Here is an 11,564-nt window from a genome sequence, read left to right as displayed (position 1 = left end):
TAAAGGGGTTGTATGACAGAACAATCGCAGCGGAATGACGAACAGATGACAGCGGCGCGCGGCCGCTGTCGGGAGAGGGTTTACAGCATCAGGAAGGCGTAGCCTTCGTTTTGCAGCGTCGCCACCGTGGTGCCGCTGGAGATGGTGTGGGTCACGCGCTGATCGATCCAGTCGCGCTGCAGATTGTGGAAAGCCACCGACTGGTCGCAGATAGAGACCTGCACGCCCGCCTTTTTCAGCTCGTCGATCAGCTTCAGGTTAGGGTTATCCACGCCGTAGGCTTTATGGAACTGATCGTTATTCAGCGCCGCTGGCACCGCATCGCTATTGATCGACACCACGAATTTCAGCTGATCCAGCGGCACGCCTGCGGCGTAATAAAGGTTGGTCACGCGGGCGACGCGCTCCAGGCCGAGATTCGGCTGACGAATATCGCCTTCATTACGGTTAATCTGGAAAACGATTTTATTGCTCAGGCCCGGCACGGTGCCTGGTTTAAAAGCGGGCGTGTCGACATAGTGAATTTTGCCGAAGCCTTCAATCGCAGGCGTACTCCAGAAATCCGCTGGCTGTGTGGTGTTGCCGGCAAATTTGCCGCTCACCTTGTCATATAATTCCGGCAGCTGTAACACATTGCCGCCAATAAAACCGGCTATCGCTGCCACCACAATATAGGCCGCTGGACGCATCGTTATTCTCCTGCTTGTTATTTTTGAAGTGTGATTACATCTGTAGCCATGCGTAGCCCTGATTTTCCAGGGTTGAAACCGTGGTGGGGCTGGAGAGCGCATGGACGACCGATTTATCGATCCAGTCGTTGGGGTAATGGTGGAAAGCCACCGACTGATCGCAGACGGAGACCTTCACGCCCAGCTTATCGAGTTGGTTGATAAGTTTGAGGTTGGGATTGTCTACGCCGTAGAACTGTTTGAAGTGGGCGTTATCCAGCATCGCGGGCGTCGCGTCGCCCGTTACCGAGACCACGAATTTCAGGTCTGCGGCCGGCACGCCGGAGGCGACATAAAGATTGACCACGCGCGCCACGCGCTCCAGGCCGAGGTTGACGTCGGTCATCGCCCCGTCGCTGCGGGTAATCTGGAAAACGATCTTATTGCTCAGGCCCGCGACCGGTTTAAAGGCCGCGTCTGGTTCGTAATGGATCTTGCCGTAGCCGTCGACGGCCGGCGTGCTCCAGAAACCGTCTGGATCGCTGGGTTTGGCGGCAAAATGGTTAACAACTTTTTGATAGAGCGCGCCGCTCTGGGTAACGCCCGCGCCAACAGCACCGCCAATAATGGCGATGAGCGCGTAAGATACAGCTGAACGCATAAATTATCTCCGGACAACAGCGTAGCGCTGGTTCACATCCCGAATTGGGTGAGCTATCTATACCACAGCCCCGGCGCGGCAAAAGGGCGCGGCGCTGACCGCCCGTGGCGCGTTAATTGCAAAGGGAACTATTAACAAAGCTAAGTGATGAACGCTTTCGATGGCGCGGCGCATATTGGTCAGCTTTAAAGTGGATCGATATAGAAGAAGAGAGTGGCGTTAAATAAATTTTAATGGCCTGAATAACGTACCAGCTATTTATATTTCCCGGCGAAGCGATGCGGGTGTCACAATAAAAATTATTGATTTTCGCTTTCGCTCGTTCAGGCTGTTAAGGGCAGTTTTTTCAGAGTAAGCCTGGAAAAAAACATGCCACATTCAGTTTTTTTGAGTAAATTTACATATCTTTAATTAAAAAGCGTGTTAGCTACCTTAGCCTTAGACCACTTTAGCTATTCTGGCCGGTTCGCTTAAAAAAGCGGCGCCTGTTGCAGCGCTGCTGTAGCGCCGTTTCCTGTTGATGAAATAAATGCGCGTTTGGTTTTTCAACGAAAGCGCGCCCGCCCGCAACGTTCAATTTTTTGCTGCAAAAGCGCCGCCATCGCACAGGTTAATAGCAGATCAGACCGTTTCTTTCTTTTAAGGCTCTGGTTAAGATAGGCGCGACGCGTCTTTTACCCTGAAAAAGCACAATGTACTTTCCAGGCCTCAGAGTTTCTCTACAGGATCCAGGCATGTTGAACCGGTTAAAGAAAACGCTACTCGCCGCGCTGATTCCAACGCTGATGCTGATGCCGCACGCGTCCGCCTGGGCCGACGTCAGCGACTCGCTGCCCGATATGGGCACGACCGCAGGCTCGACGCTCTCTATCGGCCAGGAGATGCAGATGGGCGATTTTTACGTGCGTCAGCTGCGCGCCAGCGCGCCGCTGATCAACGACCCGCTGCTTAATGAGTACATCAACCAGCTCGGCCAGCGTCTGGTCGCTCATGCCGACTCGGTGAAGACGCCCTTCCACTTTTTCCTGATCCAGAACGACGAGCTCAACGCCTTCGCCTTTTTCGGCGGCAATGTGGTGCTGCACGCCTCGCTGTTCCGCTTTACCGAAAATGAGAGCCAGCTGGCGTCGGTGATGGCACATGAGATCTCGCACGTTACCCAGCGCCATCTGGCGCGCGCGATGGAAGATCAAAAGCGCAACGCGCCGTTGACCTGGGTCGGGGCGCTGGGATCGATTCTGCTGGCGATGGCCAGTCCTCAGGCGGGCATGGCGGCGCTGACCGGCACGCTGGCGGGCACCCAGCAGGGTATTATCAGCTTTACCCAGGGCAACGAGCAGGAGGCGGATCGTATCGGCATTCAGGTGCTGCAGCGCGCCGGATTCGATCCCGAGGCGATGCCCAATTTTTTACAGAAGCTGGCCGATCAGAGCCGCTTCTCGTCGAAGCCGCCGGAGATTCTCCTGACGCACCCCCTGCCAGATAGCCGCCTGGCGGACGCACGCAACCGCGCCAACCAGATGCGTCCAGTGGTGGTGCAGTCATCCCAGGATTATTACATGGCGAAAGTGCGCGCGCTTGGCATGTACGCCACCGGCCGCAACCAGCTGACCGACGAGCTGCTGGATAGCTACAGCCACGGCAACAGCCGCGAGCAGCAGGCGGCGCAGTATGGCAAAGCGGTGCAGTTTTTACAGGCGAAGAGTTTCGCCAACGCGAAAAAGATTATCGAGCCGCTGCTGGCGAAGCAGCCCGATAACGTCTGGTATCTCGACATCATGACCGATATCGATATCGGCCTGAATCAGCCGCAGCAGGCGATCGCCCGGCTGAATGCCGCAGGCGCGGCCAAAAACAGCCCGGTGGTGCAGCTAAACCTGGCGAACGCCTACGTCGAGACGAAACAGCCGGCTAACGCTAGCCGCATTCTGAACCGCTATACCTGGTCGCATCCGGACGATGTTAACGGCTGGGAGCTGCTGGCGCAGGCGTCGGCGCAGCAGGGACTGAATGATGAAGAGATGTCGGCGCGCGCCGAAACGCTGGCGCTTAACGGCCAGCTTGATCAGGCGATTACCACGCTAAGCAGCGCCAGTGCGCAGGTGCCGGTCGGCAGCCTGAAACAGGCGCGCTACGACGCGCGTATTGACCAGCTTCGTCAGCTGCAAACCCGCTTCAAGCAGTATCAAAAAGGATAATCCAGCATGGTCACCATTTATCATAATCCGCGCTGCAGCAAGAGCCGCGAAACCCTGGCGCTGCTGGAGGCGAACGGCGTGAAGCCAGAAATCGTCCGCTATCTTGAGACGCCGCCGGATCGCGAGACGCTGCAAATTCTGCTGCAAAAACTCGGCATGAGCAGCGTCCGGCAGCTGATGCGCACCAAAGAGGAGCTTTATAAAACGCTGCGGCTGGACGATGCCGACGAAGCGCAGCTGCTTGACGCGCTGACGGCGCATCCGGGGCTGCTGGAGCGGCCGGTAGTGATCAACGGCGATCGGGCGCGCATTGGCCGGCCGCCGGAAGCGGTGCTGGAAATCCTTTAAAGCCCGAGCGTCTCTTTTACGAAAGGAATAGTGAGCTTGCGCTGCGCGCTGATCGAAGCGTGATCGAGGCGATCCAGGGTTTCGAACAGCGTGCGCATTTCGCGATCGAGGCGTTTCAGCAGGAAACGGCCGACATCTTCCGGCAGTTCAAAGCCCCGCATACCGGCGCGCAGCTGCAGCGCCTGCAGCTTATCTTCGTCGCTCAACGGCTGCAGACGATAGATCTGCCCCCAGTCGAGACGCGACGCCAGATCGGGCAGGTTGAGGTTGAGCTGGCGCGGCGGCCGATCGCCGGTGATAAAGAGCCGGGTTTTGCCGGTTTCCAGGATGCGGTTATAGAGATCGAAGATCGCCATTTCCCACGCCTCTTCGCCGGCGATGCACTCGATATTATCGATGCAGACCAGCGCCAGATGCTCCATGCCGTCCAGCACGTCCGGCACAAACCAGGTGCGTTTATCCAGCGGCACATAGCCGACCGCTTCGCCGCGCGCCGACATCTCCGCGCACGCCGCGTGTAGCAGGTGGCTGCGGCCGCCGCCTTCGCGCGACCAGAAATAGAGATAGCTGCCGTGTTGCTGACTGAGGGCGCCTTTCAGCGCGGCAATAAGCGACGGATTTTCCCCCGGCCAAAAGCTGGCGAACGTCTCGTCGTCCGGTAAGTAAAGTGGCAGTGACAGTTGTGCCGGCGTGTTCAGAAGCACCTCAAAAGGAACAGGCAAAAAACGGGGCAAGTCTACCACAGTTTTTACCGGGTGAGGATAACGGGCGTCCCTGCCCGCGCGGGGTTTAGTGGCCGCCCTTCTCTTTAGCGTCCAGCACCAATTCTTCCGGGCGCAACAGCGAGATAACGCGAAAGATCAGCGCCAGCAGCACGCCGACCAGCGTCGCCAGCGCCATGCCTTTCAGCTCCGCGGCGCCAATGTGCACTTTCGCTCCGCTAACGCCGATGATGAGGATAACCGAGGTGAGGATCAGATTTTGCGCCTTGCTGTAATCCACTTTGGATTCGATCAGCACGCGGATACCTGATGCGCCGATGACGCCATAGAGCAGCAGCGACACGCCGCCCATTACCGGCACCGGGATCGCCTGAATCGCCGCCGCCAGCTTGCCGACGCACGACAGCAGGATCGCGATGATCGCCGCGCCGCCGATCACCCAGGTGCTGTAGACGCGGGTAATCGCCATGACGCCGATGTTTTCGCCGTAGGTGGTGTTCGGCGTCGAGCCGAAAAATCCGGAAATCACGGTGGAAAGGCCGTTAGCGAACATCGAGCGATGCAGGCCGGGATCGCGGATCAGATCTTTTTTCACGATATTGGCGGTCACCACCAAATGACCGACATGCTCGGCGATCACCACCAGCGCGGCGGGCAGAATGGTCAGCATCGCCGCCCACTCGAAGCGCGGCGTATAGAAAGTCGGCAGCGCGAACCAGGGCGCGTTGTAGACCGGCGTCCAGTCGACGATGCCCATCACGAACGAGAGCGCGTAGCCTGCCACCACGCCCACCAGAATAGGGATAATGGCGAGAAAGCCACGGAACAGCACCGAGCCGAACACCGTCACGCCCAGCGTCACCAGCGAGATGGTAATGGTGGCGCTGTCGGGACTCGCGCCTTCTGCCGGCAGCAGCCCCGCCATATTAGCCGCCACGCCCGCCAGCTCCAGACCGATTACCGCCACGATAGCGCCCATCGCCGCCGGCGGAAACATTACGTCGATCCAGCCGGTGCCGGCCTTTTTCACAATCAGCGCCACGATGCAGAACAGCACGCCGCACAGGATAAAGCCGCCCAGCGCCAGCTCATAGCCGAGCGGCAAGAGTAGCAGCACAGGCGAGATAAAGGCGAAGCTGGAGCCGAGATAGGCGGGAATTTTGCCTTTGCAGATAAAAAGGTAAAGCAGCGTGCCGACGCCGTTGAACAGCAGCACCGTCGCCGGGTTGATATGAAACAGGATCGGCACCAGCACCGTTGCGCCGAACATGGCGAACAGATGTTGCAGGCTGAGCGGTATGGTTTGCAGTAGCGGCGGGCGTTCGCTGACGCCAATGGCGCGACGAGTCATCATTTATCCCCTTCAACGTTTATTTATGCCAAAAAAAAGCCGACTCTCTGGTCGGCTGATTCAGTTACTTCGTTCCGAAAATCTTGTCGCCGGCATCGCCCAGCCCTGGAATGATATACCCTTTCTCATTCAGGCCGCGATCCACCGATGCGGTGTAGAGTTCAACGTCCGGATGCGCCTTCTCCAGCGCGGCGATGCCTTCCGGCGCGGCGACCAGAACCAGCACCTTGATGCTGCTGCAGCCCGCTTTTTTCAGCAGATCGATGGTGGCGATCATCGAACCGCCCGTGGCCAGCATCGGGTCGACCACCAGCGCCAGGCGCTCTTCGATATTGGAGACCAGCTTCTGGAAATAGGGCACCGGCTCCAGCGTCTCTTCGTCACGGTAGACCCCGACCACGCTGATGCGCGCGCTCGGCACATGCTCCAGCACCCCTTCCATCATCCCCAGACCGGCGCGCAGAATCGGCACGACGGTGATTTTTTTACCTTTGATTTGATCGATTTCCACCGGGCCGTTCCAGCCTTCGATGGTGACGCGCTCGGTTTCCAGGTCGGCGGTGGCTTCGTAGGTCAGCAGGCTGCCGACTTCCGATGCCAGCTCGCGGAAGCGCTTGGTACTGATATCGTGCTCACGCATCAAGCCCAGTTTATGTTTGACCAGCGGGTGTTTGACTTCCACGATCTTCATTGGTGTTCTCCCGGAATGAGTTGAGCTAAAAAAAAATCGCGGGATTATACCGCCTTTTCGCAAGCGCGCCATATGTCGTTGCGCAAAGAGGCTAAGTTTTGATCCGTCCTTCAAGGATTGATGAAAATCGTCCGGCGCGCAATTTGACCAGGCAATGGGGCTCGCAAACGTTTGCCTGCGCTGTTAGAATTGCCGCGCTTTTTGTTAACCACCAACCGCAATCGCGTGGGGATTCCGCAGTGACCGACAAGACCTCTCTCAGCTACAAAGACGCCGGCGTAGATATCGATGCTGGTAATGCTCTGGTTGATCGTATTAAAGGCGTAGTGAAAAAGACCCGTCGCCCGGAAGTGATGGGTGGGCTGGGCGGTTTCGGCGCCCTTTGCGCGCTGCCGCAGAAATATCGCGAGCCGGTGCTGGTCTCCGGAACCGACGGCGTCGGCACCAAGCTGCGTCTGGCGATGGATCTGAAGCGCCATGACGCTATCGGCATCGATCTGGTCGCCATGTGCGTGAACGACCTGGTGGTTCAGGGCGCGGAGCCGCTCTTTTTCCTCGACTATTACGCCACCGGCAAGCTGGACGTCGAGACCGCCTCTTCTGTTATCACCGGCATCGCCGAGGGCTGTCTGCAGTCTGGCTGCGCGCTGGTAGGCGGCGAAACCGCTGAAATGCCGGGCATGTACCACGGCGAAGATTACGACGTGGCCGGCTTTTGCGTCGGCGTGGTTGAGAAATCAGAAATTATCGACGGCTCAAAAGTGCAGGACGGCGACGTGCTGATCGCGCTGGGCTCCAGCGGCCCGCACTCTAACGGCTATTCGCTGGTGCGCAAAATCCTCGAAGTAAGCCAGACCGACCCGCTGACGAAACAGCTGGACGGCCGCCCGCTGGCGGATCATCTGCTGGAACCGACCCGCATCTACGTGAAAAATATCCTTAGCCTGATCGAGCAGGTGGACGTGCATGCGATTGCGCATCTGACCGGCGGCGGCTTCTGGGAAAATATTCCGCGCGTGCTGCCGGATCATACTCAGGCGGTGATCGACGAGAAGAGCTGGGAATGGCCCGCTGTCTTTGACTGGCTGCAGCAGGCAGGCAACGTCAGCCGCCACGAGATGTACCGCACCTTTAACTGCGGTGTCGGCATGGTGATCGCCCTGAGCGCCGCCGAAGCCGACAAGGCGGTAGAGCTGATGCGCGCCGCGGGCGAAAAAGCCTGGAAGATCGGCGTGATCAAGGCGTCAGATGCGGAAGAGCGCGTGGTTATCAACGCATGAAAAAGCTGGTTGTGCTGATCTCCGGCAACGGAAGCAATCTTCAGTCCATCCTCGACGCCTGCGCAAGCGGGCGGATTAACGGCAGCGTCGCTGCCGTTTTCAGTAATAAATCGACCGCCTGGGGACTGACGCGCGCGCGCGACGCGGGCGTGCCGGCCCATGCGCTGGCGGCGGGCGACTTCCCCGATCGCGAAGCCTTTGATCGTCAGCTGATGCGGGAGATCGACGCGTACGCGCCCGATCTGGTGGTGCTGGCGGGCTATATGCGCATCCTGAGCAGCGCCTTTGTCGCGCATTATCAGGATCGCCTGCTCAATATTCACCCTTCCCTGCTGCCGAAATACCCTGGCCTGCACACCCATCGTCAGGCGCTGGCGAACGGCGACGCCGAACATGGCACGTCGGTGCATTTCGTGACCGACGAACTGGACGGCGGCCCGGTGATACTGCAGGCTCGCGTGCCGATCTTTCCTGACGACAATGAAGACGAGGTGACCGCGCGCGTGCAGCATCAGGAGCATGCGATCTATCCGCTGGTGATTAGCTGGTTTGTCGAGGGCCGGTTAGCGATGCGCGAAGGCAAGGCCTGGCTGGATAATCAGCCGCTGCCGCCGCAGGGCTACGCGTACGACTAAGGCATAACGCTGTTTGATTCATCCGTGCTTACATAGATGGCATGGACCGATCGCAACGCCGCTCAAGGTATCCATACGCGCTCGGCCTACGCCGTCCCTGGCGCAGGACGCTTTGCTCTTCTGCCCATGCCCGCTACGTTTTGACTTTGTTAGCTGCCTGTGAGCACAAGTACCGCTACCTCAGCCGTAGCGCCCGGTAATATAATCCTCGGTGCGCCGGTTGCGCGGCGAGGTAAAGATGCGGTCCGTTTCATCGAATTCCACCACCGCGCCCTGATGCATAAAGGCGGTGTAGTCGGAGACGCGCGACGCCTGCTGCATATTGTGGGTGACCAACACCAGCGTAAAATGTTGCTTCAGCGTGGTCATCAGCTCTTCAATCACCAGCGTTGAGATAGGATCGAGCGCCGACGTCGGCTCGTCCAGCAGCAGGACTTCCGGTTCGATAGCGATGGCGCGCGCGATGACCAGCCGCTGCTGCTGGCCGCTGGAGAGCGTGAGCGCGTTCTGCCCCAGCTGATCTTTCACCTCGCCCCACAGCGCCGCGGCACGCAGCGCACGTTCGCACGCCTCGTTCAGGACTCGCCTGTCGCGCACGCCCTGCAGCCGCAGGCCGTACACCACATTTTCATAAATCGACTTGGGAAACGGATTGGGCCGCTGAAACACCATGCCGATCCGGCGGCGCAGCGCCGAGAGATCCTGCGCCGGCTGCATAATATCGTGGCTGCCCAGCAGAATGTCACCTTCGATACGGCAGCTGTCCACCACGTCGTTCATGCGATTAAAACAGTGCAGCAGCGTCGATTTGCCGCAGCCGGAAGGCCCAATCAGCGCGGTAATGCGCTTCTCGGGAATGCGCAGCGAAATATCATGCAGCGCCTGACGTTCGCCATACCATAACGAAAGGTGGTTTAGCGTCAGCGCCGTTTCGGTATCGGGCATCATAGTCATCATCTTTTATTGGGTCATCAGCCGGTAGCGTTCGCGCAGCCGATGGCGCAGCGCCATCGCCAGCAGATTGAGCGACAGAATAATCGTCACCAGCAGCAGCGCCGTGGCGTAGACCAGCGGGCGATCCGCCTCGACGTTGGGACTCTGAAAGGCGAGATCGTAAATCTGGAAGCCGAGGTGCATAAATTTGCGGTCAAGATGCAGCCAGGGAAAGACCGCGTCGACCGGCAGCTCCGGCACCATCTTCACGACGCCCACCAGCATGAGCGGCGCGGTCTCTCCCGCAGCGCGCGCTACCGCCAGAATCAGGCCGGTGAGCATCGCCGGCACCGCCATCGGCAGCACCACGTGCCATAGCGTCTCCGCCTGGGTGGCGCCCAGCGCCAGCGAGCCCTGACGCAGCGAGTCAGGGATGCGCGACAGCCCCTCTTCGGTGGCGACGATCACCACCGGCAGCGTCAGCAGCGCCAGCGTCAGCGATGCCCACAGCAGTCCCGGCGTGCCGAAAGTGGGATTGGGCAACGCGCGGGAAAAGAAGAGCTGATCGAGCGTGCCGCCTGCCAGCCAGACGAAAAAGCCCAGCCCGAACACGCCATACACGATCGACGGCACGCCCGCCAGGTTGACCACCGCAATGCGCACCAGCCGCGTCAGGGCGTTGCGCCCGGCATACTCATGCAGCCAGATGGCGGCGATAACGCCCAACGGCATCACTACCAGCGACATCAGCAGCACCATCAGCACGGTGCCGAAAATCGCCGGAAACGCGCCGCTGTCGCTCTCGCCGTTCGCAGGCGAATCGCTGACGAAATGCCAGATCTGACGCAGCACGTGGGTCAGCTTCTGCTGCGTGTTCATGGCGTTAGGACGCCAGGCTTCAACCACCTGCGCCAGCGGAATGGCGTGCTCGCGATGCTGCGCGTCGCGCAGGATCACCACGTCGCGCTGGCTCTCGCGCTGCAGATCGGCCAGCCGGCTGCTGAGCCGGGCGAAGCGGCGCTGCAACGCCGCCTGGTTCGCCTCGAACTCTGACAGCGCGCGCGTATCGAACTGCTGCTGCTGCCGCAGCCGATCGGCGCGCGCATCCAGCGCCGCCAGCTGATCGTTGAGCCGCGTCAGATCGACATGGCGAATGCGATGAATTTTATGCAGCAGCTCGCGCACCTGACCCAGCCGCTGATGCAGGAGCGCATCGGGATCGCGCGCCGTCAGCGCCTCGTTATCTTCGCGCAGGCCGGCGAACCAACCGTAGGCGTTGCCGCCGCTGCGCCGCTGCAGCACCATCACCTCTTTCGGCTGGCTGACCCTGAGCGCCTCGCGCGCATAGATCACGCGAAAATCGGGCGCATCCCAGTCGCGGTTGCCGGTTTTGATCAGGTAGCGGTGAACCTGACTGACCGGCGGCGACGCCTCCCCTTCCGCCGCGGGCGCGGGGAAGTGCGGCTGATGCTCGAGGGTTTCGCCCAGCAGCGCCGTGGTCTGCCCTTCCGGCTGCGTCAGCTGGTAGAGATCGACGCGCTGCGGCCAGAAGGCGCGCATTCCCTGCCACGCCAGCAGCGCAATCAGCAGGGTAAAGGCCAGCAGGCAGACGGCGACCGCGCCTGCGGTCAGCCAGCGCCAGCGATCGTTTTGTCGCATCGTCTTCATGCCTGGCCCTCATGCTGCCCGTATCGCTGGCGCAGGCGCTGGCGAATCAGCTCGGCCAGCGTGTTGATAATCAGGGTAAAGATCAGCAGCATCAGCGCGCTGAGAAAAAGTATTCGGTAGTGCGCGCTCCCTGCCGCAGCTTCCGGCATCTCGATAGCGATATTAGCGGAAAGCGCGCGCAGCCCGGAAAAGAGACCGCCCTGACTCTGCGGCGTGTTGCCGGTCGCCATCAGCACAATCATGGTTTCGCCGACCGCGCGGCCAAAGCCAATCATCAGCGCGGCGAAAATCCCCGCCGACGCCCCCGGCAGCACCACGCGCGTCAGGGTCTGCCACGGCGTGGCGCCCAGCGCCAGCGACCCCTGCCCCAGCGCCGCGGGCACGCTGAATAACGCATCCTCCGACAGGG

The 11,564-nt window shown here is 60.0% G+C and carries 12 protein-coding genes; 4 read left to right on the top strand and 8 right to left on the bottom strand.

What is annotated here, in order from left to right; translation table 11 throughout:
* Positions 1 to 80 precede the first annotated feature (80 nt).
* Both HA46_RS13545 and HA46_RS13540 read right to left on the bottom strand, forming a co-directional pair.
* Entirely contained in the window at positions 81 to 689 is a 609-nt protein-coding gene (locus HA46_RS13545; protein ID WP_033753830.1) for a DsrE family protein, read from the bottom strand.
* Positions 690 to 723: 34 nt separating this feature from the next.
* The gene (locus HA46_RS13540) at positions 724 to 1,329 is read right to left on the bottom strand and encodes a DsrE family protein (RefSeq protein ID WP_084884836.1); all 606 of its coding nucleotides are present in this window, start codon (positions 1,327 to 1,329) and stop codon (positions 724 to 726) included.
* A 734-nt stretch (positions 1,330 to 2,063) separates the two neighbouring features.
* On the opposite strand from HA46_RS13540, the gene bepA reads away from it, so the two are divergent.
* Positions 2,064 to 3,527 (top strand): beta-barrel assembly-enhancing protease, encoded by a 1,464-nt coding sequence (gene bepA, locus HA46_RS13535; RefSeq protein WP_084884834.1) that lies wholly within the window; start codon positions 2,064 to 2,066, stop codon positions 3,525 to 3,527.
* Between the two features lie 6 nt (positions 3,528 to 3,533).
* The gene (gene arsC / locus HA46_RS13530) at positions 3,534 to 3,875 is read left to right on the top strand and encodes an arsenate reductase (glutaredoxin) (protein WP_084884832.1); all 342 of its coding nucleotides are present in this window, start codon (positions 3,534 to 3,536) and stop codon (positions 3,873 to 3,875) included.
* Here arsC and hda read toward each other — a convergent pair.
* From hda to upp, 3 genes are all read right to left on the bottom strand, one after another.
* Positions 3,872 to 4,573, bottom strand: a complete 702-nt coding sequence (gene hda / locus HA46_RS13525) for a DnaA inactivator Hda (RefSeq protein ID WP_216491805.1) — start codon at positions 4,571 to 4,573, stop codon at positions 3,872 to 3,874. The genes arsC and hda overlap by 4 nt on opposite strands.
* A gap of 91 nt (positions 4,574 to 4,664) precedes the next feature.
* Positions 4,665 to 5,948, bottom strand: coding sequence for a uracil permease (gene uraA / locus HA46_RS13520; protein WP_084884829.1), 1,284 nt, complete (start codon positions 5,946 to 5,948; stop codon positions 4,665 to 4,667).
* Between the two features lie 64 nt (positions 5,949 to 6,012).
* Positions 6,013 to 6,639, bottom strand: coding sequence for a uracil phosphoribosyltransferase (upp, locus tag HA46_RS13515; RefSeq protein WP_033753846.1), 627 nt, complete (start codon positions 6,637 to 6,639; stop codon positions 6,013 to 6,015).
* 239 nt (positions 6,640 to 6,878) lie between these two features.
* Here upp and purM point away from each other — a divergent pair, with 239 nt between their 5' ends.
* Together purM and purN are read left to right on the top strand one after the other, a co-directional pair.
* Positions 6,879 to 7,919: a phosphoribosylformylglycinamidine cyclo-ligase gene (purM, locus tag HA46_RS13510; RefSeq protein ID WP_033753849.1), complete on the top strand. Its 1,041-nt coding sequence runs from the start codon at positions 6,879 to 6,881 to the stop codon at positions 7,917 to 7,919.
* Positions 7,916 to 8,554, top strand: coding sequence for a phosphoribosylglycinamide formyltransferase (gene purN, locus HA46_RS13505; RefSeq protein ID WP_033791803.1), 639 nt, complete (start codon positions 7,916 to 7,918; stop codon positions 8,552 to 8,554). Before purM ends, purN begins: the two co-directional genes overlap by 4 nt.
* Positions 8,555 to 8,734: 180 nt before the next feature.
* Here purN and pstB read toward each other — a convergent pair whose 3' ends face one another.
* The 3 genes from pstB to HA46_RS13490 form a co-directional block, all read right to left on the bottom strand.
* On the bottom strand, positions 8,735 to 9,502 hold the full coding sequence (gene pstB, locus HA46_RS13500) for a phosphate ABC transporter ATP-binding protein PstB (protein WP_084884827.1): 768 nt from the start codon (positions 9,500 to 9,502) through the stop codon (positions 8,735 to 8,737).
* A gap of 12 nt (positions 9,503 to 9,514) precedes the next feature.
* Entirely contained in the window at positions 9,515 to 11,155 is a 1,641-nt protein-coding gene (gene pstA, locus HA46_RS13495) for a phosphate ABC transporter permease PstA (protein ID WP_084884824.1), read from the bottom strand.
* Positions 11,152 to 11,564 (bottom strand): ABC transporter permease subunit (locus HA46_RS13490; protein WP_143807638.1); only part of this gene is annotated, 413 nt, incomplete at its 5' end. The genes HA46_RS13490 and pstA, both read right to left, overlap by 4 nt.

The organism is Pantoea septica (genome assembly GCF_002095575.1).
Classification (GTDB): Bacteria; Pseudomonadota; Gammaproteobacteria; order Enterobacterales; family Enterobacteriaceae; genus Pantoea; species Pantoea septica.
This window is presented reverse-complemented; position numbering and strand designations above follow the sequence as displayed.

What these genes read in the sequence shown, in the direction of transcription:
- HA46_RS13545 (WP_033753830.1), bottom strand. Translation starts at nt 689, where the DNA reads ATGCGTCCAGCGGCCTATATTGTGGTGGCAGCGATAGCCGGTTTTATT.
- HA46_RS13540 (WP_084884836.1), bottom strand. Translation starts at nt 1,329, where the DNA reads ATGCGTTCAGCTGTATCTTACGCGCTCATCGCCATTATTGGCGGTGCT.
- bepA (WP_084884834.1), top strand. Translation starts at nt 2,064, where the DNA reads ATGTTGAACCGGTTAAAGAAAACGCTACTCGCCGCGCTGATTCCAACG.
- arsC (WP_084884832.1), top strand. Translation starts at nt 3,534, where the DNA reads ATGGTCACCATTTATCATAATCCGCGCTGCAGCAAGAGCCGCGAAACC.
- uraA (WP_084884829.1), bottom strand. Translation starts at nt 5,948, where the DNA reads ATGACTCGTCGCGCCATTGGCGTCAGCGAACGCCCGCCGCTACTGCAA.
- upp (WP_033753846.1), bottom strand. Translation starts at nt 6,639, where the DNA reads ATGAAGATCGTGGAAGTCAAACACCCGCTGGTCAAACATAAACTGGGC.
- purN (WP_033791803.1), top strand. Translation starts at nt 7,916, where the DNA reads ATGAAAAAGCTGGTTGTGCTGATCTCCGGCAACGGAAGCAATCTTCAG.
- pstB (WP_084884827.1), bottom strand. Translation starts at nt 9,502, where the DNA reads ATGATGCCCGATACCGAAACGGCGCTGACGCTAAACCACCTTTCGTTA.
- pstA (WP_084884824.1), bottom strand. Translation starts at nt 11,155, where the DNA reads ATGAAGACGATGCGACAAAACGATCGCTGGCGCTGGCTGACCGCAGGC.